Origin of the sequence: Pseudoduganella ginsengisoli (assembly GCF_009720865.1) — a bacterium.
Taxonomy (GTDB): Bacteria; Pseudomonadota; Gammaproteobacteria; order Burkholderiales; family Burkholderiaceae_D; genus Rugamonas; species Rugamonas ginsengisoli.
In genome coordinates, this window is record NZ_WNLA01000007.1 from 65,564 (window position 1) to 88,085 (window position 22,522).

A 22,522-nucleotide genomic window follows, 5' to 3' on the forward strand; every position below is an offset into this window, starting at 1 on the left:
AAGCCCGTGAAATCGCAAGGTTTCACGGGCTTTTTCGTTTTCTGCTCATTCCCGGCTAAGCCAAGCGCCGCAAGTTTTCAATATCGCGCCGCGGCGGCGCGCCAAACAGCCGGCTATATTCGCGGCTGAATTGGGACGGGCTTTCATAGCCGACGTGGAATGCTGCCGTGGACGCATCCAGGTGTTCCGCCAGCATCATGCGCCGCGCTTCGTTCAAGCGCAGCCATTTCTGGTATTGCAACGGGCTCATCGCCGTCAACAGGCGGAAATGGTGGTGGAATGTCGATGCGCTCATTTGCACGTGCGCGGCCAGCGCATCGATGCGCAGCGGACTCGCATAGTGCGACTTCAGCCATTCGATCGCGCGGCCGATGCGGTGGCTCTGGCTGCCCACGGACGCAATTTGCCACAGGCGCGCGCCCTGGTCGCTCATCAGCAGGCGGTAGCAGATTTCCCGCTGGATCAGCGGCGCCAGCACGGGAATGGACGATGGATCGTCCAGCAATTCCAGCAACCGGGTAAATGCCGTCAACATGGCCGGCGTGGTTTCCCCCAGCATCATGCCGCTGTCGGCCTGCTGTTCGGACGGCGGCGCCATCCCGCTCTGCATCACGACTTCCGCCACCACCCGCAAGTCCAGCTTCATCACCACGCCCAGATAGGGCTTTTCCGGGCTGGCGTCGACCACGCGCATCATGGCCGGCAAATCCAGCGACGTAATCAGGAAACGCGTGATGTCGTAGTTATAGACGTTATCCCCCAGCAGCGCCTGTTTGGCGCCCTGCACGATCAGCGCCACGCTGGGTTCCACCATGCACGCCGCAGCCTGCGACGGTTCTTCGCGGCGGAAAAAAGTCAGGCCGGGAACCGGCGTCACGAACTGGCCGGCGCCGCGCGTCCAGCGTGCTACTGCGGCAGCCAGCGGCTGGCGCAGCGTTTCAATGGCGTTGGTGTCCTGGCGGGGGATATGGGCGAGCTGGTTCACAAAAACTCCTGATTCAATGCTGCCGATGGTAATCCACCTTTATCCATCTGTGGCGGGCTTCACAGGATTAGGCAAAAAACTCACAGGATCGTGCTATCGGTTCGCGCGTGGCGCGGACGAAAATGCAGACGCGAATACAGTCGGATACCTACCAGGAGCTCCCATGATCACTCTCGACATCAACGGCAAAGCGACCCGCGTCGACGCCGCCCCCGATACCCCGCTGCTGTGGGTATTGCGCGATACGCTGCAAATGACCGGCACCAAATATGGCTGCGGCATGGGCTTGTGCGGCGCGTGCACCGTCCACCTGGCCGGTGAACCGGTGCGCTCGTGCAGCACGCCCATCTCCGCCGCAGTTGGCAAGAAAATCGTCACGATTGAAGGCGTTGATCACGCAAAGACCGCCAAGGTGGCCAAGGTGGTGCAAGACGCCTGGCAAAAGCTCGACGTCGTGCAGTGCGGCTACTGCCAGTCGGGCCAGATCATGAGCGCCGTCGCGCTGCTGGAAAAAAACCGCAAGCCATCGGACGCCGATATCGACGCCGCCATGGCCGGCAATATCTGCCGCTGCGCCACGTATGTGCGCATCCGCGCCGCCATTCATGACGCGGCCAAATCGCTGGCTTAAGGAGACACCATGAACGCTCGTATTGAAAACGCCAGCCGCCGCAACTTCCTGCAAGGCGCAGCAAGCCTGACACTGGCCCTGTACCTGCCGGGCGCGGTTGCCTCGGCTGCAAACGCTGCCACTGCATCCGCCGCTGCGCCATTCGAGCCGAATGCCTTCCTGCGCATCGGCGCGGACGGCACAGTCACCGTGATTTCCAAGCACCTGGAAATGGGCCAGGGCACGTACACGGGCCTGGCCACGCTGGTGGCGGAAGAACTCGATGCCGCGTGGGCGCAAGTGCGCATTGAGGGCGCGCCTGCGGATGCGAAACGCTACAACAACTTGCAGTGGGGCCCTGTGCAGGGCACGGGCGGCAGCACGGCCATGGCCAATTCGTGGGACCAGTTGCGCCAGGCCGGCGCATCGGCGCGCGCCATGCTGGTTGCGGCGGCGGCCCAGCAATGGCAAGTGCCTGCAGACAGCATCACGGTCAGCGAGGGCGTCGTCACGCATGCGCCGTCGCAGCGCAAGGCCACGTTTGGCCAGTTGGCGCAGGCGGCGGCAGCACTGCCGGTACCGGCCAGCGTCCAGCTCAAAGACCCAAAGGATTTCAAGCTGATTGGCAAGCGCGCGCCGCGCAAGGATACCGCCGCCAAGATCCGCGGCCAGGCCCGCTTTACGCAAGACGTGCATTTGCCCGGCATGCTGACCGCCGTGGTGGCGCACCCGCCCCGCTTCGGCGGCAAGGTGAAATCGTTTGACGCCAAAGCAGCCCTTGCAGTGAAAGGCGTGGTCAACGTGGCCGCCATTCCGTCCGGCGTGGCGGTGCTGGCCAAAGACACGTGGAGCGCGAAGAAAGGCCGCGATGCCTTGCAAGTCGAATGGGATGACACGAACGCGTTCAAACTGGGCACGGATGACATCTTTGCGCGCTACCATGAACTGGCGAAATCCCCCGGCGCAGTGGCCCGCAAGGAAGGCGATGCCAATGCAGCGTTTGCGGCGCCGGCGCGTGTGTTGCGCGCCGCGTATGACTTCCCATACCTGGCCCACGCGGCCATGGAACCCATGAATTGCGTGGTGCACCTGCAAAAGGACCGCTGCGATATCTGGAATGGCGAGCAATTCCAGACCATCGACCAGGCCAAAGTGGCCGGCCTGCTGGGCTTGAAGCCGGAACAGGTAAATTTGAACATGCTGTATGCAGGCGGCAGTTTCGGCCGCCGCGCCAGCAAGGATGCCGACTATATCCTGGAAGCCGTGCAAGTCGCCAAAGCCATCGATGGCAAGGCGCCCGTCAAGCTGGTGTGGCTGCGTGAAGACGACATGAAGGCGGGCTACTACCGCCCGGCCTTCCACCATGCGCTGGAAGCCGCGCTCGATGCGCAGGGTAAGCTGATTGGCTGGCGCCACCGCCTCGTGGGCCAATCGATCCTGGCTAATACCGCATTCGCCGGCATGATCAAGGATGGCATTGATTTCGTGTCCGTCGAAGGGGCGGCCAACCTGCCGTACGCCATCCCCAACATGCTGGTGGACTTGCACTCGCCGCAGGATATCGGCGTGCCGGTGCTGTGGTGGCGCTCCGTGGGTTCCACGCATACGGCCTATTCCACTGAAACGTTTATCGATGAAGTGGCAGCGGCGGCAGGCCAGGACCCGGTGGCATTCCGCCTGGCGCTGCTGGAACACCATCCGCGCCATGCCGCCGTGCTGAAACTGGCGGCGGAAAAAGCTGGCTGGGGTACGCCGCTGGCCAAGGGCGCCAATGGCGAACGGCGCGCACGGGGCGTGGCGGTGCACGAGTCGTTCAAGACGTATGTCGCGCAAGTGGCGGAAGTCACCGTCAAGCTTGACGGCAGCGTGGTGGTTGACCGCATTGTGTGCGCGGTCGATTGCGGCATCGCCATCAACCCGGACAACGTGCGCTCGCAAATCGAGGGGGGTGTGGGCTTTGCGCTGTCGGCTGCGCTGCAAGGCGCCATTACGCTCAAGGATGGCGTGGTGGAACAATCAAACTTCCACGACTATGCGCCGCTGCGCATCAACCAGATGCCGAAGGTCGACGTGCATATCATGCCGTCCGCCGAGAAGCCGACCGGTGTCGGTGAACCAGGCGTGCCGCCGGTGGCGCCGGCCGTGGCCAATGCGATAGCCGCGGCCACGGGCAAATACCTGCGCAACCTGCCGTTCAGCACGGATGCATTGAAAGCATAAGGAGCCGACATGGATTCCGCCGATATCTCTGTGCTGAAACAGGCGCATGCCTGGTCCGCCGCAGGACATGACACCGCGCTGGTGACGGTGGCCGCGACGTGGGGTTCATCGCCCCGCCCTCCCGGGTCGCTGATGGCCATCCGCGCCGATGGCATGGTGGCGGGGTCCGTGTCGGGCGGCTGCATTGAAGATGACTTGATAGCCGGCGTCCATGAACGAGGACTGGACGGCTTGTTCAATGGCCGCCCTGCCTTCGCCGTCCGGTATGGCATTGATGCCGATACGGCGCACCGTTTCGGCTTGCCGTGCGGCGGTACGCTGGAACTGGTGATTGAACGCGTGGGTCCCGGCACACGGCTGGCTGAATTGCTGGAAGCCTTGCAGGGGCGGGGCCTGGTGGCGCGCGAACTGCATTTGCCGTCAGGCCGCGTGACCTTGGGCGAGGCGGAAAGCTTCCGTGAAGTGGCGCTGGACGGCGACATGCTGACGATGGCGTTCGGCCCGCGCTACCGGCTGCTGGTCATCGGCGCCGGGCAACTCAGTGCGTATCTGTGCCAGGTGGCGCTGGGACTGGGTTTTGACATCACCGTGTGCGATCCGCGCGACGAATATGCGCAGTCGTGGCACGTGCCGGGTGTGACGATGGTGCGCGGCATGCCGGACGATGTGGTGCTGGCCATGCAGCCGGATTGCAGCACGGCGGTGATCGCGCTGACGCATGATCCCAAGCTGGATGACCTGGCTCTCATGGAAGCATTGCGCTCGCCTGCGTTTTATGTGGCGGCAATAGGTTCGCGCTTGAATAACGCGAAACGCCGCATGCGGCTGATGCAGCACTTCGGGCTGGAACATGAACAGCTGGACCGCTTGCATGGCCCGGCCGGGCTATATATCGGCAGCAAGACGCCGCCGGAAATTGCCCTGTCGATTTTGGCGGAGATGGTGGCCGCGAAGAATGGCGTGTCGCGCACCGTTAAAGGCTTGGCAGTGCAGGAAGCAAAAGTCGCATTGGCCGCGTAGGGCGGGTTTGGCTCGGCGCCCCCGTAAAACCCGCCCGCCAACGGTACCGCTTAGCCCGCGCGCTTGGCCGCGATGGCGTTGCCTGCGCGGCTGGAACCTTTGCGGTTCAAGATGCCGGAAATGTACTGTCCCGCATCGACCACGATATCCAGGTCGATGCCCGTCTCGATGCCCAGTCCATTCATCATGTACAGCACATCTTCCGTCGCCACGTTTCCGGTGGCGCCCTTCGCGTATGGGCAGCCGCCCAGGCCCGCCACGGACGAGTGGAAAATCGATACGCCCACTTCCAGGCTGGCGTAGATGTTCGCCAGCGCCTGGCCGTAGGTATCGTGGAAGTGGCCGGAAATGCCATCCAGGCGGAATACCGACGCGGCGCGCTCCATCACGGCCTGCGTCTTGCGCGGCGTGGCCACGCCGATGGTGTCGGCAATATCGATTTCATCGCAGCCCAGGTCGCGCATGCGGCCCACCACGTCGGCTACCGCGTCCAATGGAACGTCGCCCTGGTATGGGCAGCCAAACGAGCAGCTGATGGAACCGCGCAAACGCAAGCCATGGTCTTTGGCGGCTTTCGCCACGTCGACGAAGCGGGCAATCGATTCTTCGATCGAGCAATTGATGTTCTTTTGCGAGAACGCTTCAGACGCAGAACCAAAGATCACCACTTCATCGGCTTTCGCTGCCAATGCGCCTTCCAGACCTTTCATATTCGGCGTCAGCGCGGAATAAATCGCACCGGCGCGGCGCGTGATGCGCTCCATCACTTCGGCGCTGGTGGCCATTTGCGGCACCCACTTCGGCGACACGAACGATGCCGCTTCGATATTGGCAAACCCTGCCGACGACAGGCGGTTCACCAGCTCGATTTTCACGTCGGCGGAAATGGTTTCTTTTTCATTTTGCAGGCCGTCGCGCGGACCGACTTCAACGATTTTGACTTTCTTGGGTAGTGCGTTCATCTCAACTTCCTCTCAATATCCTATGCTGCGGTCAATCACGTCAGCGACAGGCTCACCCTGCGCCATTTGCCGCATCTTGCCCGCGATTTGCTGCACGCTTTCGCGGCGCAACGTCAGCGCGGAAATATGCGGCGTAATCGTGATGCGCGGTTCTTTCCAGAACGGGTGCTGCGCCGGCAGCGGTTCATGGCGGAACACGTCGAGCGTCGCCGCTTCGATATGGCCGGTGCGCATCAAATTCAGCAAATCCGGTTCCGACACGTGGCCACCCCGTCCCACGTTCACGATGAACGAGCCTTGCGGCATCTTCGCCATGTTGGTGAGGTTGAGGATGTTGTTGGTCTCTTCCGTCAGCGGCAGCATGCAGACTGCCACGCGGGTGCCGCGCAGGAAGGTATCGAGGCCATCGGCGCCGTGGAAACACTGCACGCCATCGATGGCGCGCGCCGTGCGGCTCCACGCGCGCAGCGGGAAGCCAAACGGCTTTAACGCTTCCAGCACGCGCGAACCCAGCACGCCGGTGCCCATCACGCCCACGGCGAAATCTTCGCGCACGGGCGGCAGCAGTGGCGCCCACTCGCCGGCACGCGCCAGTTCTTCATATTCGTGGAAGCGGCGGTAGTAGCGCAGCACGGCATGCACGACGTATTCCGCCATCTGTGCGCCCATGCCGGCATCGGTCAGGCGAACGACAGGGATGTGCAGCGGGATGGCGTCGCCAAACCGCAGGATGCCGTCGGCGCCGGAGCCCGTCAGGAAAATACCTTTCACATTCTGTAAATCTGGCAGCATCTCTTCCGGCGGTACAAACACGACGGCGTAATCGCACGGAGGGGCTGGCACGCCTTTCTCCCACACGACCACTTCCGCCTCCGGCAAATACCGCGCGAAGTCCTTGATCCATGGCTCAGTCTTGCCATCCGCGCGGTGCAACAAAATACGCATTTGCTCCTCCTGCAACTGCGTCATCAGGCTGCGCGGAACGCCAGCAGTGGCGCGCCGTCCGCCACCTGGTCGCCCACCGCATACAGCACGTCATCGACCACGCCATCATGCGGCGCGGAGATCGTGTGTTCCATTTTCATGGCTTCCATGATGACCAGCGGATCGCCCTTTTTGACTTCCTTGCCTTTTTCCGCCAGCACCGCCACGACCTTGCCCGGCATCGGCGCCGTCAGGCGGCCGCCTTCTGCTTCAGATTCGCCCGCATGGGCCATCGGGTCGTTGTAGTTCAGCGTGTAGTGCAAGCCATTGGTAAAGACATGGAACACGTCGCCATCGCGCCGTACGCTGCCATGTACCGCCGTCTCGCCCAGCTTGATGCTGATATCGGCGCCCTGCTGCGACATCAGCGTCAGCAACTGCGGCTGCGTATCCGCGCTGCCGAACATCCAGCCATCGTTCAGGTACGTCACGTCCACGCGATAATCCTTCGATGCATCGTCGGCAAACGACAGCTTGCGCACGTATGGCTGGTTCATGCGCCAGCCTAATGCCTGGCCCCATGGGTCGCCGGCATTGGCGCCCGACTGCGCAGCCGATTTTTCTTTTTCCGCTTCGATCAATGCAACGGCTGCCAGCGCCAGCGCACCTGCCGCCGCAGGCTGCGCTTGCGGGAACAGCGCGTCGTGGTTACGCTCGATCAGGCCCGTATCCAGGTCTGCCGTGGCAAACGCTTCGCCCTGCACCAGCCGGTTCAGGAACGCGATGTTCGACGCCAGGCCGACGATCTGGTATTGCGACAGCGCCTGCGACATCCGGGCCAGCGCCTGCTTGCGGTCCGCGCCCCACACGATGAGTTTCGCGATCATCGGGTCATAGAATGGCGAAATCGCATCGCCTTCGCGCACACCGGCATCGATACGCACGCCGGCGGGGTGGCCAGGGATGCCGCCCAGCTCAAAATTCACGGCATCGGGCGTGCCCAAATGGCGCAACGTGCCGATCGATGGCAGGAAGCCCTTTTCCGGATTTTCCGCATAAACGCGTGCTTCGATCGCGTGGCCATTGATCGCCAGTTCGCTTTGCTTCTTCGGCAGCGCTTCACCGGCGGCCACGCGCAACTGCCATTCCACCAGATCGGCGCCCGTGATCATTTCCGTCACTGGGTGTTCCACCTGCAGGCGGGTGTTCATTTCCATGAAGTAGAACGAGCCATCCTGGTTGGCAATGAATTCCACCGTGCCGGCGCCCACGTAGCCGACCGCCTTGGCGGCAGCGACGGCCGCTTCGCCCATGGCGGCGCGGCGCTCAGCCGTCATGCCTGGCGCAGGCGCTTCTTCCAGCACTTTCTGGTGGCGGCGCTGCACCGAGCAATCACGCTCGAACAAGTGGATGCAATTGCCGTGCGTGTCGGCGAACACCTGGATTTCAATGTGGCGCGGGCGCTGCAGGTATTTCTCTGCCAGCACCTTGTCGTCGCCAAAGGAACTGATAGCTTCGCGCTTGCACGACGCCAGCGCATCGCGGAACGCTTCCGACGATTCCACCACGCGCATGCCCTTGCCGCCGCCGCCGGCCGACGCCTTCAGCAGCACCGGGTAGCCAATGCGGTCAGCCTGCGTTTGCAGGAATTCCGGATCCTGATTGTCGCCGTGGTAGCCCGGCACCAGCGGCACGCTGGCTTTTTCCATCAGCGATTTCGCGGCCGACTTGGAGCCCATCGCGCGCATGGCGGAAGCCGGCGGGCCAATGAAGACCAGGCCAGCCTCGATGCACGCATCGGCGAATTCCGCGTTTTCCGACAGGAAGCCATAGCCAGGGTGGATCGCTTCAGCGCCGGTGGCTTTGGCCACGGCGATGATTTTATCGCCGCGCAGGTAGCTTTCCTTGGCGGCCGCAGGGCCCAGCAAGACTGCTTCATCGCACACGGCAACGTGCTTGGCGTTGGCGTCCGCTTCCGAGTAAACGGCGACAGTCTTGATGCCCAGGCGGCGCGCGGTGGCAGCGACGCGGCAGGCGATTTCACCACGGTTGGCAATCAGGATTTTTTTGAACATGGTCTCTCTCTATTCAGCTCGTGGCCGGGATTTTTTTAAGAAATGCGTTCTGGGCCACCATGGCCCAAGCCCGTGGACTTGTGGTGCGGGCTTGGGTGGCAGCGTGTGGGGCGGCTCAGCAGCCGCAGCGTTCCTTCTGCACCGATTCCAGCGTATTGGCGCGGGTCTTCAGGCCCAGCTTGGCCAGCAGCGCGCGGTCATCGTTGGCTTCCGGGTTATCGGTGGTCAGCAGTTTGTCGCCGTAGAAGATGGAATTGGCGCCCGCCATGAAGCACATCGCCTGCACGGCTTCGCCCAGTTCGCGACGGCCTGCCGACAGGCGCACGCGCGCTTTCGGCATCGTGATGCGTGCCACGGCAATGGTGCGCACGAATTCCAGCGGGTCCAGCGGGTCCAGGCCGTGCAGCGGCGTGCCTTCCACCTGCACCAGGTGGTTGACCGGCACCGATTCCGGGTACGGGTTCAGGTTGGCCAGCTGCGCAATCAAGCCGGCGCGCTGGGCGCGCGTTTCGCCCATGCCGACGATACCGCCGCAGCACACTTTCAAGCCCGCGTTGCGCACGTGGCCCAAGGTATCCAGACGGTCCTGGTATTCGCGGGTCGAGATCACGTTGTTGTAGAACTCCGGCGCCGTATCGAGGTTGTGGTTGTAGTAATCCAGGCCCGCAGCTTTCAGGCGCTCGGCCTGCTGCGCTTCCAGCATGCCCAGCGTGGCGCAGGTTTCCAGTCCCATGGCCTTCACTTCGCGCACCATGTTTTCCACTTTATCCATGTCGCGCTCTTTCGGGCTGCGCCATGCGGCGCCCATGCAGAAACGGGTCGCGCCATTGTCCTTGGCCTGGCGCGCCGCTTCCAGCACGGTGTCGATGTCCAGGATTTTCTTGGCTTCCACGCCCGTGTCATAGCGCGCCGCCTGCGGGCAATAGCCGCAATCTTCTTCGCAGCCGCCGGTCTTGATCGACAGCAGGGTCGCCAGCTCCACATCGCCTTCCGGCCAGTACGCCTTATGCGTCTGCTGGGCGCGGAACATCAGGTCGTTGAACGGCAGCTCGTACAGCGCCATGACTTCTTCCAGTGGCCACGTGGCCGCTTCGGGCAAGGTAATGGCTTTCGCTGGGCGGTGCAGCTCCACGGTCTGTGCAGTCTTAGGTTCTTGCAGGGTCGCTTGCGACATCATGTTTCCTTCACATTCATTGAGTATTGCGGCGGGTGGGCCAGTTCGGCAGGCCCGCCAGATTCAAATATTCGGCAGCGGCGGCAGCGGTAGGCTGCGCCAGGCGCGGGATGCGCCCCAGCAGCGGCGCACCAATGCGCTGCTTCAACGCTGCCACGTTTTCATCGGCGAACGCCATGTCCGGCTGGACTTCATTGGCAATCCACCCCACCAGTTTCAAGCCGCGCGCGGCAATGGCTTCGGCTGTCAGCAGCGCGTGGCTGATGCAGCCCAAGCGCAAGCCCACCACCAGGATCACCGGCAAGTCGAGCTGCTGCGCAAGGTCGGCTGTGTCAAAGCTGTCGTTGAGCGGCACGCAAAATCCGCCCACCCCTTCCACCACGACGGCATCCGACGCGGCCGCGATTTCAAGGTACGCGGCCAGGATCGGCACCGGATCGATGGTCACGCCTTCCAGCGCGGCGGCGATATGCGGCGCGGCAGGCTCCATCAGCATGTACGGCGTCGTCAGCGATTGCGGCATCGTCACGTTGCCGGCCGCGATCAGCATGTCGGCATCATCGTTATGCAGCACGCCGTTGCGCAGTTCCGCGCCGGCTGCCACCGGCTTCATGCCGCACGCACGCACGCCCTGGCGCACCAGCGAATGCAGGATCGCGGACGATGCCAACGTTTTGCCGATTTCCGTATCCGTCCCCGTGACAAAGCACGTGAAACGGGGCGGCCAGCCCGCAGGCGCCGACGACGGCTGCGGTTCAGCTTTGGGTTCCTGATGAGCGACAGCGGCGCCCACCACGGTTTCTCCCACCACCACAACCGGCAAATCCGCCGTCGGGGTCAAATTCGTAACATCCGGCTTGCTCATGACTGCTCCTCCAGCACATGAATTGCCGCGATCACACGGTCCAGCTCTTCCAGCGTGTGGCCGGCCGCCAGGGTCAGGCGCAAACGCGACGTTCCCACCGGCACGGTTGGCGGACGGATCCCCCCCACCCAGAAGCCTTGCGCGTACAGCGCGGCGGATACGCGCATGGTTTCAGCATTATCGCCGATCACGATCGGCTGTACCGCCGTATCGGATGGCATCAGTTGCCAACGTTTCAACTTCAAGTTGGCTTTCAGATGCGCAATCAGCGCCTGCACGTGCGCGCGGCGCTGGCGCCCTTCTTCACCTTCAATGATATCAACGCTGGCCAGCAATGCGTGCGCCAGCGCCGGCGGCGCGGCCGTCGTAAAGATGTAAGGGCGGGCGCGCTGGATCAGCGTTTCAATCACGAGTTCGTGCGCGGCAACGAAGGCGCCGCCGACACCGGCCGCCTTGCCCAGCGTACCGACATAGACGAGATACGGCGAGCGCAAATTGAAGTGTTCAAGCGCGCCGCGGCCGTTTTCACCGAGGGTGCCGAAGCCGTGCGCATCATCGACCACCAGCCACGCCCCATGTTTTTCACACAGCGCCAGCAATGCCGGCAGCGGCGCCAAATCGCCGTCCATGCTGAACACACTGTCCGTGACGACAATCTTGTTGGCTGCCGTGCTTTGTTCCAGCAACGTTGCCAGGCTTGCCACATCAGCATGGCCGACTACTTTGACCGTGGTGCGCGACAGGCGCGCGCCATCGATCAGCGACGCGTGGTTCAGCGATTCGGAAAAGATTTCTGTATCCTTGTCGCCTACGGCGAGACCCGTCAATACCGCCAGGTTGGCCATGTAGCCGGTGCAGAAATACAGCGCTTTCGGCGATTCCAGGTATGGGCCGACAAAACCGGCCAGGCGTTCTTCCAGCTGCGCGTGGGCGCGGCTGTGACCGGAAATCAAATGCGACGCGCCACTGCCGGCGCCATACAGGGACACACCTTCCTGCAGCGCAGCCATGACCTTCGGATGGCCGGCCAGGCTCAGATAATCATTGCTGGAAAAGCACAGCATGTCGCGGCCATCGACTTTGACGCGCGGGCCGGTCGGCGTTTCCACGTGGCGGCGCTTGCGGATCAAGCTTTTTTCTTCGAGGCCGGCCAGCTGGAGCTGTAATTTATTCAACAAATCCATGGTCACTCCCCGGCGATGGTGGTTTCGAACACCGACAGGGTGCGCGCAGCCAGGCCGTCGATTTCCTCATCATTGAGGATATACGGCGGCATCAGATAAATCGTGTTGCCGATGGGGCGCAGCAGCAATTCCTGACGCGTGGCTTCCGTAAAGAAGCGGCGCGAGAAGCCTGGTCCGGCATCGATGGCGTCAAACGCCCAGATCATGCCGCGCTGGCGCGCGTTCGTGATGCGTTCGTGATTCGCCAGCGGCGCCAAGGCTTTGGTCAATTTGTCCGCACGCACCTTGTTCGCTGCCAGCACATGGTCTTCTTCAAAGATATCGAGCGTCGCCAATGCAGCACGGCACGCCAGCGGATTGCCCGTGTACGAATGCGAATGCAGGAAGCCGCGCGTGACGTCGGCGCTGTAAAACGCCTGGTAAATTTCTTCGCGCGCCAGCACGATCGACAGCGGCAGGTAGCCGCCGGAAATGCCCTTCGACAGGCACAGGAAATCCGGCCAGATACCGGCCTGTTCGCACGCGAAGAACGTGCCGGTACGGCCGCAGCCGACGGCAATTTCATCGAGGACCAAGTGCACCCCGTGCTGGTCGCACAGTTCGCGTACCAGCTTCAAATACAGCGGGTCGTGCATCGCCATGCCGGTGGCGCACTGCACCAGCGGTTCGATAATGATGGCGGCAATGGTGGAAGCCTTTTCTTCGAACAGCTTTTGCACGTCGGCGGCGGCGCGGCGGGCCACGTCCTGCGCAGTTTCGCCTTCGGCAGCCTGGCGCGCATCGGGCGACATGACAATGCGCGACGAACGCAGCAGCGGGCCATACGCATCCTTGAACAGCGCCACGTCGGTGACGGCCAGCGCGCCGATGGTTTCGCCGTGGTAGCTGCCCTTGAGGCAAACAAATTCCTGCTTGTCCGTGTGGCCGGCATTACGCCATGCATGGAAACTCATCTTCAATGCGATTTCCACGGCGGATGCGCCGTCCGAGGCGTAGAAAGCGTGGCCCAGCTGGTGCTGCGTCAATGCGGATAAGCGTTCCGACAGGCGGATCACGGGTTCGTGCGTGAAGCCGGCCAGCATCGCGTGTTCCAGCATGTCCAGCTGCTCTTTCAGCGCGCCATTGATGCGCTGGTTGGCATGGCCAAACAGGTTGACCCACCACGAACTGATGGCGTCCAGATAGCGGTCGCCATGGTGGTCATACAGCCACGGACCACGGCCGTGGCTGACCGCGATCAGCGGGACCGTTTCATGGTGCTGCATCTGCGTGCATGGGTGCCAGACGCTGCGCAGGCTGCGCGCCACCCAGTCGCCATCGGCATTTGCGCTCAGACTTGCGCTCTGTTGATTTGCTTCCAAAACTGCTCCGTTTCCGTTACCGCCACGGGCTGCGTGCGCGCTACAGCCAGGATGGCTTGCGCTTCTCCAGGAAGGATTGCACGCCCTCGCGGCCCTGCTCTGACGCGCGGATATTGGCGATGCGCAGCGCCGTGTCAGCCAGTAGCGCATCGTCGACGGGACGTCCCGCCACATCGCGCACCAGCGTTTTCGCTTCGCGCACCGCGTTCGGGCTGTTGCCCAGCAGGGCCTTGACGAGTTCCGCCGTCTTCGCATCGATCGTGTCTGGGGTCGCCAGTTCGTGTACGAAGCCGATGCGGTGCGCCTCGGCCGCTCCAAACCGCTCGGCGGTCAGGAAATAGCGGCGCGACGCTTGTTCGCCCATGGCTTTAATGACATAAGGTGAAATGGTGGCCGGGATCAATCCCAGCTTCACTTCGCTCAGGCAGAAGTTTGCCACGTCTGCGGCAATCACGATGTCGCATGCCGCCACCAGGCCCATGCCGCCCGCGTAGCAATCGCCATGCACTTTGGCGACCACGGGCTGCGGGCACTGGTATATGGTGCGCAGCATTTCTGCCAGCAGCATCGCATCTGCATTGTTTTCGGCGTGCGTATAGCCCGCCATTTTCTTCATCCAGTTCAAGTCGCCGCCGGCGCAAAAGGCGGGGCCATTGGCCGCCAGCACAATGGCGCGCACGCCGTCCTGCTTGGCCAGCGCATCAAACGCCAGCGTGATTTCACTGATGGTCGTGTCGTTGAACGCGTTGCGCACGTCCGGACGGTTCAGGGTGACGGTGGCCAGTTTACCGTCGATCGTGACATTCAAGGTTTCGTAAGTCATATACCGATCCCCCTTACATGCGGAATACGCCGAACTTCGTGTCCGGGATTTCCGCATTCAACGCGGCGGACAGGCCCAGGCCCAGCACCATGCGGGTGTCGGCCGGATCGATGACGCCGTCGTCCCACAGGCGCGCCGTCGCATAGTACGGGTGGCCCTGGTGTTCATACTGGTCCTTGATCGGCTGCTTGAACGTGGCTTCTTCTTCCGCCGACCATTGGCCGCCCTTCGCTTCAATGCCATCGCGTTTCACGGTGGCCAGCACGGATGCCGCCTGTTCGCCGCCCATGACGGAAATACGGGCATTCGGCCACATCCACATAAAGCGCGGCGAATACGCGCGGCCGCACATGCCATAGTTGCCGGCGCCGAAGCTGCCGCCGATCACCACGGTGAATTTCGGCACCGCTGCCGTGGCAACCGCCGTTACCATCTTGGCGCCGTTGCGGGCAATGCCTTCGTTCTCGTACTTGCGCCCCACCATGAAGCCGGTGATGTTTTGCAGGAACACCAGCGGGATCTTGCGCTGCGCGCACAGTTCGATGAAGTGCGCGCCTTTCAATGCGGACTCGGAGAACAAAATGCCGTTGTTGGCGACGATGCCGACTTTCATGCCATAGATGTGGGCAAAGCCGCACACCAAGGTGGTGCCGTAGCGCGCCTTGAATTCATCGAATTCGCTGCCATCGACGATGCGGGCAATGACTTCGCGGATATCGAATGGCTTGCGGGTATCGACCGGAATCACGCCATACAATTCATTGGTCGGATATTTCGGCTCGACGGCTTCCCTTAACGCGCCCTGCTGCGGCTTGGTGCGGTTCAAGTTCGACACGATGGTGCGGGCCATCGACAGCGCATGCAAATCATTTTGCGCCAGGTGGTCGGCCACGCCGGACAAGCGCGTGTGCACGTCGCCGCCGCCCAGGTCTTCCGCGCTGACCACTTCACCCGTTGCCGCCTTCACCAGCGGAGGGCCGCCAAGGAAAATCGTGCCCTGTTCCTTGACGATGATGGATTCATCGCTCATGGCAGGAACGTAGGCGCCGCCCGCCGTGCACGAACCCATGACGACGGCGATTTGCGGGATGCCTTTGGCCGACATATTGGCCTGGTTGAAGAAAATGCGGCCGAAATGGTCGCGGTCCGGGAACACGTCATCCTGGTTCGGCAAGTTGGCGCCGCCCGAGTCCACCAGGTAAATGCACGGCAAGTTGTTCTGGTCCGCGATTTCCTGCGCGCGCAAATGCTTCTTGACCGTCATCGGGTAATACGTGCCGCCCTTGACGGTGGCATCGTTACACACGATCACGCATTCCTGGCCCGATACGCGGCCGATACCGGTAATGATGCCGGCGGCCGGCGCCGCATCGTCATACATGCCATAGGCTGCCATTTGCGACAGTTCGAGGAACGGGGTGCCGGGATCGAGCAGCATTTGCACACGGTCGCGCGGCAGCAATTTGCCGCGCGCAACGTGCTTGGCGCACGCCGCTTCGCCGCCGCCCAGGGCCAGCTTGGCGACTTTGTCGCGCAGGTCGTCGACCAGCGCTTGCATGGCGGCGGCATTGGACTTGAAGTCGTCGCTGCGCGGATTGAGTTTGCTTTCGATGTGCGGCATTCTGGTTCCTCTTCTCAAGGCGGCGTCTCCGGCCGCGTCTCAGTTGATCACTGAGTTGGTCAGTGGTTATTCGGGAAAAGTACCGTCAACGTAGAACCAGCGCAGCCCCTCTGGTGAAGGTTCGCGCAAAAAGCGGCTGACTTCGTGCAAGCGCTGGCCTTTGCCTTGAACGCGGAATCTTGCAACGAATTCAACATAATCTTCGTTTTCTGCTTTACGTTGACGTAAACGTAAAGCAGATTTTACCTCAAGTCCCAGCCATTGCAATTTTTCATTTGGGCTGACAACCGGCTCATTCGGGCGCGTGCTGGGGTGCCACGTGGCCTGCAGGTACGCCTCGTTTTTTTGCGTGTACGCCGTGTAGCGCGAACGCATCAGTTGCTCGGCGGTTTGCGGTACGGCGGCGCCTTCTATATAAGGGCCGCAGCAAGTGGCGAGGGAGGAACCTCCGCAAGGGCAGGCAGGGGACTTGGATTTGGACATCGGGATGCTGATATGTGAAAGCCTGGCCTGAAGGCCCGGCACCCAGGTTTCTTAAAGAAGCGGAAATCCCGCCATTATCCGCCATATTGGGTATCCCGGCGCATGTTGCTAATTTGACAGCACTAGCCCGTTCAGCGTCGTTGGCGTGGATTTTCCCTGCATCAAGTCCGCCAGCAGTGCCGCCGTTCCGCACGCGAAGGTGAACCCCAGCGCCCCGTGCCCCACGTTCAGCCACAGGTTCGGATAGCGGGTGGCGCCGATAATGGGAGCGCCGTGGGGTGTGGCGGGGCGCAGGCCGGCCCAGGATTCCGCGTGGCCATAGTCGGCTGCGTGGGGCAGGGTGGCGCGGGCCAGGCGCTGCAGCGACGCGATGCGGTGCGGGTCGATGGCCGTGTCATTGCCCACCAGATCGGCCATCGCGGCCACGCGCAAATGGTTGCCGATGCGCGCATACAGCACTTTGCGCTCGAAATCCGTCACGCTGATTTCCGGCGCACGATCGTGATCGCGGATCGGCGCCGTCAGGCTATAGCCTTTCAGCGGGTAGATCGGCAAGGCTATCCCTGCGGTTTCAGCCAGGCTGCGGCTGCAGACACCGGCCGCCAGCACGTAATGGTCCGCATGCAGGCTGCCGGCGCTGGTCAGCAGTCCATCGATGCGGCCCCGCTGCACACGCAATTGCCGCACGGCCGCCTGCACCATGCCAGTAAACCGGGCATGCGCTCGCACCCGCAGCGCCAGTGCTTCGCAAAACGCATGGCAATCCGCCACGGCTTCGCCATCGTTATAAATCCCGCCCGCCAGTTGCGGCGCCAGTTCCGCCAAGGCCGGTTCGCGCTGTACGATTTCCGCCGGGGACAGCACGTAACGCACATGGTCCGGGTCAGGCCGGGCGACCACCGCATCGAACGCTGAACGCGACCGGTACACCACCAGCTTGCCTGCGTTGCGCCATGAAAATTCCGATAGCGGTAGAACCAGCGCCAGCTGCGCCATGGCATTGCGGCTCAACTCTCCCAATTGCAACAGCGTGGCTGTCGTGCGCCGATTGGCTCTGGCATTGCAACAGGCAAGAAACCGCGCCAGCCAGCGCCACTGGCGCCAGTCCGCTTCCGGCTTGAAGCGCATTGGCCCATCCGGCTGCAGCATCCATTGCAATGCTTTTAACGGCACGCCCGCGTCGGCCAGCGGAGCAACATAGCGGTAACTGAGTTGCCCGCCGTTACGGTAGCTGGACCCGAGGCCCACTGCTGCCGCCTGTTCCACCAGTGTCACCCGGTAGCCTGTTTCCAGCAGCCACCAGGCCGACGCCAGCCCCACGACGCCGCCGCCGATGACTATCACCTGTTGCGCAGAAGTTGACCTGTTTGCCATGCCTCCAGCTTACCGGTGAAATGCGGCATGTGCGGCACATAACGCAGTCAATAAGGTTGGTTCAAGCAAAGATGGACGCAAAAGCGCCGCCCCGTTTACACTGGAGGCTTAGGAGAAAACCGTATGAGCCAGACCAGCGTTGAATTCCACGCAGATGTATCAGACAATTCGCCGCTGTATATGCAGATCGCGCGCAAGCTCAGTGACGACGTGCGCAACGGGCGCTACCAGGTCGACCAGGCGTTGCCGTCCGAGCGCACGTTGTCGGAACTGTTGAATGTTTCGCGCGTCACGGCGCGCAAGGCCATCGACCAGCTGGTCGAGCAGGGCCTGGTGGTGCGCCGCCGCGGTTCGGGCAATTACATTGCGCCCCGCATCGAACAGCCGTTGTCCAACCTCACCAGTTTTTCAGAACAGTTGCAACAGCGCGGCTACACGCCGAAATCGCGCTGGCTGAAGCGCGCCATCGTCACGGCATCGGCCGACGAACAAATGAGCCTGGCCCTGTCGCCCAGCAGCAAAGTCGCGCGCCTGGAGCGGCTGCGGATGGCGGACGACGTCGTGATGGCGTATGAGGTGTCCGTGCTGCCGCAGCATATCGTGCCGAAACCGGAAGCCATCGGCGATTCGCTGTATGCGTTCCTGGAATCGACCGGCAAGGCGCCGGCGCGCGCGCTGCAGCACATCCGCGCCATGAATGCGCCGGCCGAACTGGCGCAGCAGCTGGAAGTGCCGGAAGGGCAGGCGGTATTGTTCATCACGCGTATCGCCTACCTGGATTCCGGCGAAGCCGTGGAACTGACCCACTCGTATTGCCGCAGCGATCATTACGACTTCGTGGCGGAAATGCGACGCGCCCCCGCATAGCAACCCTAACTTCCAGGCCGAGCGATGCTGAAAACTGAAACCCCCAGTGTTCGCCACGCACAACTGGACCAATACGCCGATGCGGACCTGGTCGGCGCCTTTGTCGACGACCAGCTGCAGGCCGTGCACGCCGTGCGCCGCGCCGCGCCCGAGATCAGCGCCGCGATCGCCGCCGCCGTGCCCCGTTTGCAGGCTGGCGGGCGTTTGCTGTACGTCGGCGCCGGCACGTCCGGCCGCCTTGGCGTGCTTGACAGCGTTGAACTGTATCCCACGTTTTCCTGGCCCCATGAGCGGGCGGTCGCGCTGCTGGCAGGCGGCGCGGGCGCCATGTTCCAGGCCGTGGAAGGGGCGGAAGACAATGCGGAGCAGGGGGCGGAAGATATCAAAGCCGTCACGCCGGGACCGCATGATGTCGTATTCCTGCTGGCCGCATCGGGCGGCACGCCTTATGTGCTGGGCGCACTGGCGGCGGCGCGGCAAGCAGGCGCACTGACGATCGGGATTGCCAACAACCGCGATGCGCCCGTCGCCATGCGAGCCGATATCGGCATTACGCTCGACACGGGCGAAGAAGTCATTTCCGGCAGTACGCGGTTGAAAGCGGGAACGTCGCAAAAAATCGCGCTCAATACGATTTCCAGCGCCTTGATGGTGCGGCTGCATAAAGTGTACGGCAACCTGATGGTAGACTTGCAGGCCACCAACGCCAAGCTGGTGCAGCGCGCCGTGCGCCTGACCATGCACGCGACAGGCGTAGACGAAGCCACTGCCCGCGCCACGCTGGAACAGTGCCGCTACCACGTGAAAACCGCCATTGTCGCGCTGCTGAACGGGCAGACGCCGGAACAGGCTGAAGCCGTGCTGGCGCAAGCTGGCGGCAGTGTGCGGGCAGCGCTGGCATCCGACCGAACCAACTGAAAGTCCACTTTGGAAGCAACCGAACAACGCAACGCCTGGCGCTGGATACCGTCGCTGTATTTTGGCCAGGGCATACCGTACGTGGTCGTCATGACCTTGGCCACCGTGATGTACAAAAACACGGGCTTTTCCAATACCGACATTGCGCTGTACACGGGCTGGCTGTACTTGCCATGGGTGATCAAGCCATTGTGGTCGCCGCTGGTGGAAATGTTCGGCACAAGGCGGCGCTGGGTCGTCGTGCTGCAATTCCTGCTGGGAACCAGCATGGCCATGGTGGCGCTGACCACGCATTTACCCGCGTTTTTCCAGGCCAGCCTGGCCGTGCTGTGGCTGATGGCGTTCAGTTCCGCCACCCATGACATCGCGGCGGACGGCTTTTACATGCTGGCCTTGCGCAAGCAGCAGCAGGCCGCGTACGTCGGCGTGCGCAGCACGTTTTACCGGGCTGCGACCATATTGGGGCAGGGCGCGCTGGTTTCCCTGTCGGGCGTCTTGATAACACGCTATGGCGATGCCCATACGGCGTGGGCCATCGTGTTCGTGGCGCTGGGCGCATTGTTTTTGGCGCTGTTCGCGTGGCATGCGTTGGTCTTGCCCCGTCCCGCAGCGGATCAGCCGCCGGCTGCCGGCCATGCGCTGTACCGCGAATTCTTCGACACCTTTGCTGCTTTTTTCCGCAAGGAGGGCATTGCCGTCATCCTTGGCTTCCTGCTGCTGTTCCGCCTCGGCGAAGCGCAATTGCTGAAAATGGCCACGCCATTCCTGCTTGACCCGCGCAATGTGGGCGGGCTGGGATTGTCGAACACGGATTATGGTTTTGCCTATGGCACGGTGGGCATCCTGGCACTGACGGCGGGCGGCTTGCTGGGCGGTGTGACGATTGCCCGCTTTGGCTTGAAACGGTGCCTGTGGCCGATGGCGTTTGCCGTGCACGTGCCGGACCTGGTGTTTGTCTGGCTGTCCACGATGATGCCGTCCAGCCTGGCCGTGATTACCGGCGCCATCGCGCTGGAACAGTTTGGCTATGGCTTCGGCTTTGCGTCCTACCTGATGTTCATGATCATGGTGTCTGATGGCGCGCACAAGACGGCGCATTATGCGATTTGCACGGGTTTCATGGCGCTGGGCATGATGGCGCCGCAAATGGCCAGCGGCTGGATCCAGCAGCAGCTGGGCTACCAGCACTTCTTCATTTATGCGTGCCTGGCCACGATCCCGGCGTTTGCCGTGACGGCGCTGATCAAGGTCGATCCCGCGTTCGGGCGCGAGGGCTGACACACTTACCGCTACAATACGGGCGCAATCACTGAATCGAGGTATGGTTTTGAATCCGAAAAAGCGGCTGACCCTGACCGCCGGCGCTGCCGCCGCCCTGGCGGCGCTGATGAGCGCCTGTTCCACCACGTCGCTGGCGCCGCCGTTGCCTGACGCGCAGCCATCCGGCGCGGGTACGGTTCCCGGCGCGGCGCCTTTGCCCGCCACTGGCAAAGCGCCAGCCACCAATGGTGTGTTGCCGCCGCCCGCACCGCGCGAATTCCGTGCGGCGTGGGTATCGACTGTCGCCAATATCGATTGGCCCAGCCGCAGCAACTTGCCGGTAGCAAAACAGCAAGCAGAAGCCATTGCGATTTTGGACCGCGCCCGCGCGCTGAATTTGAATGCCATCGTGCTGCAAGTGCGTCCCAGCGCGGATGCGATTTACCCGTCCGAACTGGAACCGTGGAGTGAATTCCTGACAGGCCAGCAAGGTAAAGCGCCTTCGCCGGCCTATGATCCGCTGCAATTCTGGATCGACCAGGCGCACGCGCGGGGGCTGGAATTGCATGCATGGTTCAACCCTTACCGTGCGCGCCATGCGACGGCAAAATCCCCGGCAGCGCGCAGCCACATTTCCGTAACGAAGCCCAATACGGTGAAAACCTATGGCCGTTACCAGTGGATGGATCCGGGCGAGCAGGAAGCGTCGAAACACACGCTCGACGTGGTGCTGGACGTGGTGCGGCGCTATGACATCGATGGCGTGCATATCGATGACTATTTCTATCCTTATCCGATTGAAGCGCCTAGCGCCACGGGGGCAGAAACGGCTGCGCTGGATGTGCCGTCTTCCGGCGGCATGAAGCCGGAGCTGGAATTCCCGGACCAGCCGGCATGGCAGCGCTACGTGCAGGGCGGCGGCAGGCTGGATCGCGCGTCGTGGCGCCGGCAAAACGTCAACCAGCTGATTGAAGCGCTGTACACGGGCATCCACAAGGAAAAAGCGTGGGTGCGCTTTGGCATCAGCCCATTCGGCATCGGCCGCCCGGACCGCCGGCCGCCCGGCATAGTCGGCTTTTCCCAGTATGACAAGCTGTATGCGGATGCGGAACTGTGGCTGAAAAATGGCTGGCTCGATTACCTGGCGCCGCAGCTGTATTGGCCGATTGCCCAGCAACCGCAGGCGTTTGACGTGCTGCTGGATTACTGGCTACGTGAAAACACGAAGGGCCGCCATGTGTGGCCGGGGCTTTACACGAGCAGGATCGACAACACGGCGAAGTCGTTTGATGCGGAGGAAATCGTCAAGCAAATCGGCATCACGCGCAGCCGGCAGGGCGTCAATGGGCACGTGCACTTCAGCATTGCCGCATTGATGCAAAACCGCAAAGGGGTGGCGGACCAGCTGCGCACGGCCAGCTATACCAGCGCGGCGCTGGTGCCGGCCACGCCGTGGCTGGGGGCCGATGCACCGGCTGCGCCGCGCGTATCGGCGCGGCGGGGCGTGGGCGGGCTGGATTTGAGCCTGTCCACCGGCAAAACCACGACGCAGTTTGCGATCTGGGCGAAATACGGCAACGAATGGCGCTTTATCACGGCGCCATCGAATTTGACGGAAGTGACGTTGGCGGACGATGGCGCGTTGCAGCCAGTCATTGCCGTGGTCAGCGCCGTGGATCGCCTGGGCAATGAAAGCGAAAGAGTCACTGCACAGCTATAACGAATCGGCATTTCGTTGGCTGGAAATAGTTGCAAATCACGTTGGTGCCTGGCACCAAATTATTTCGAAAGATTTG

At 62.5% G+C, this 22,522-nt stretch carries 19 protein-coding genes; 7 read left to right on the plus strand and 12 right to left on the minus strand.

Annotation, left to right across the window (positions count from 1 at the left end):
- Window positions 1–55: 55 nt before the first annotated feature.
- Entirely contained in the window at window positions 56–985 is a 930-nt protein-coding gene (locus GM668_RS12855) for an AraC family transcriptional regulator (RefSeq protein ID WP_170305620.1), read from the minus strand.
- A gap of 163 nt (window positions 986–1,148) precedes the next feature.
- On the opposite strand from GM668_RS12855, the gene GM668_RS12860 reads away from it, so the two are divergent.
- Genes GM668_RS12860 through GM668_RS12870 form a run of 3 tightly spaced genes read left to right on the plus strand, consistent with a single transcriptional unit; the run spans window position 1,149 to window position 4,835 of the window.
- Window positions 1,149–1,616, plus strand: a complete 468-nt coding sequence (locus tag GM668_RS12860; RefSeq protein WP_155439364.1) for a (2Fe-2S)-binding protein — start codon at window positions 1,149–1,151, stop codon at window positions 1,614–1,616.
- A 9-nt stretch (window positions 1,617–1,625) separates the two neighbouring features.
- Entirely contained in the window at window positions 1,626–3,815 is a 2,190-nt protein-coding gene (locus tag GM668_RS12865) for a xanthine dehydrogenase family protein molybdopterin-binding subunit (protein WP_155439365.1), read from the plus strand.
- Between the two features lie 9 nt (window positions 3,816–3,824).
- Window positions 3,825–4,835 (plus strand): XdhC family protein, encoded by a 1,011-nt coding sequence (locus tag GM668_RS12870; RefSeq protein ID WP_155439366.1) that lies wholly within the window; start codon window positions 3,825–3,827, stop codon window positions 4,833–4,835.
- A gap of 50 nt (window positions 4,836–4,885) precedes the next feature.
- Here GM668_RS12870 and GM668_RS12875 read toward each other — a convergent pair whose 3' ends face one another.
- From GM668_RS12875 to GM668_RS12925, 11 genes are all read right to left on the minus strand, one after another.
- Window positions 4,886–5,797, minus strand: a complete 912-nt coding sequence (locus tag GM668_RS12875; RefSeq protein WP_155439367.1) for a hydroxymethylglutaryl-CoA lyase — start codon at window positions 5,795–5,797, stop codon at window positions 4,886–4,888.
- 12 nt (window positions 5,798–5,809) lie between these two features.
- Window positions 5,810–6,742, minus strand: coding sequence for a 2-hydroxyacid dehydrogenase (locus GM668_RS12880; protein WP_155439368.1), 933 nt, complete (start codon window positions 6,740–6,742; stop codon window positions 5,810–5,812).
- Between the two features lie 23 nt (window positions 6,743–6,765).
- The gene (locus GM668_RS12885; protein WP_155439369.1) at window positions 6,766–8,796 is read right to left on the minus strand and encodes an acetyl/propionyl/methylcrotonyl-CoA carboxylase subunit alpha; all 2,031 of its coding nucleotides are present in this window, start codon (window positions 8,794–8,796) and stop codon (window positions 6,766–6,768) included.
- Window positions 8,797–8,911: 115 nt separating this feature from the next.
- Window positions 8,912–9,970, minus strand: a complete 1,059-nt coding sequence (gene bioB / locus GM668_RS12890; RefSeq protein ID WP_155439497.1) for a biotin synthase BioB — start codon at window positions 9,968–9,970, stop codon at window positions 8,912–8,914.
- A gap of 16 nt (window positions 9,971–9,986) precedes the next feature.
- Window positions 9,987–10,835, minus strand: coding sequence for a dethiobiotin synthase (gene bioD / locus GM668_RS12895; RefSeq protein WP_155439370.1), 849 nt, complete (start codon window positions 10,833–10,835; stop codon window positions 9,987–9,989).
- Window positions 10,832–12,019: an 8-amino-7-oxononanoate synthase gene (gene bioF, locus GM668_RS12900; protein ID WP_155439371.1), complete on the minus strand. Its 1,188-nt coding sequence runs from the start codon at window positions 12,017–12,019 to the stop codon at window positions 10,832–10,834. The genes bioD and bioF overlap by 4 nt, the downstream gene beginning before the upstream one ends.
- A 2-nt stretch (window positions 12,020–12,021) precedes the next feature.
- Window positions 12,022–13,380 (minus strand): adenosylmethionine--8-amino-7-oxononanoate transaminase, encoded by a 1,359-nt coding sequence (bioA, locus tag GM668_RS12905; RefSeq protein WP_229499261.1) that lies wholly within the window; start codon window positions 13,378–13,380, stop codon window positions 12,022–12,024.
- Window positions 13,381–13,420: 40 nt separating this feature from the next.
- Window positions 13,421–14,203, minus strand: coding sequence for an enoyl-CoA hydratase/isomerase family protein (locus GM668_RS12910; RefSeq protein WP_155439372.1), 783 nt, complete (start codon window positions 14,201–14,203; stop codon window positions 13,421–13,423).
- Window positions 14,204–14,216: 13 nt separating this feature from the next.
- Complete coding sequence (locus GM668_RS12915) at window positions 14,217–15,824, minus strand: carboxyl transferase domain-containing protein (protein ID WP_155439373.1); 1,608 nt, start codon at window positions 15,822–15,824, stop codon at window positions 14,217–14,219.
- Between the two features lie 66 nt (window positions 15,825–15,890).
- Window positions 15,891–16,307 carry a YchJ family protein gene (locus GM668_RS12920; RefSeq protein WP_155439374.1) on the minus strand — a complete coding sequence of 139 codons (417 nt, stop codon included), beginning with the start codon at window positions 16,305–16,307 and terminating at the stop codon, window positions 15,891–15,893.
- 108 nt (window positions 16,308–16,415) lie between these two features.
- Window positions 16,416–17,681, minus strand: a complete 1,266-nt coding sequence (locus GM668_RS12925) for a D-amino acid dehydrogenase (protein WP_155439375.1) — start codon at window positions 17,679–17,681, stop codon at window positions 16,416–16,418.
- Between the two features lie 123 nt (window positions 17,682–17,804).
- On the opposite strand from GM668_RS12925, the gene GM668_RS12930 reads away from it, so the two are divergent.
- From GM668_RS12930 to GM668_RS12945, 4 genes are read left to right on the plus strand one after another with little or no spacing between them, the layout of a single operon-like run.
- Window positions 17,805–18,548, plus strand: coding sequence for a GntR family transcriptional regulator (locus tag GM668_RS12930; RefSeq protein WP_155439376.1), 744 nt, complete (start codon window positions 17,805–17,807; stop codon window positions 18,546–18,548).
- Window positions 18,549–18,572: 24 nt separating this feature from the next.
- Complete coding sequence (murQ, locus tag GM668_RS12935; RefSeq protein ID WP_155439377.1) at window positions 18,573–19,466, plus strand: N-acetylmuramic acid 6-phosphate etherase; 894 nt, start codon at window positions 18,573–18,575, stop codon at window positions 19,464–19,466.
- A 9-nt stretch (window positions 19,467–19,475) separates the two neighbouring features.
- Window positions 19,476–20,744: an MFS transporter gene (locus GM668_RS12940; protein WP_155439378.1), complete on the plus strand. Its 1,269-nt coding sequence runs from the start codon at window positions 19,476–19,478 to the stop codon at window positions 20,742–20,744.
- Between the two features lie 43 nt (window positions 20,745–20,787).
- On the plus strand, window positions 20,788–22,446 hold the full coding sequence (locus GM668_RS12945) for a glycoside hydrolase family 10-like protein (protein WP_155439379.1): 1,659 nt from the start codon (window positions 20,788–20,790) through the stop codon (window positions 22,444–22,446).
- The last annotated feature ends 76 nt before the right edge of the window (window positions 22,447–22,522 follow it).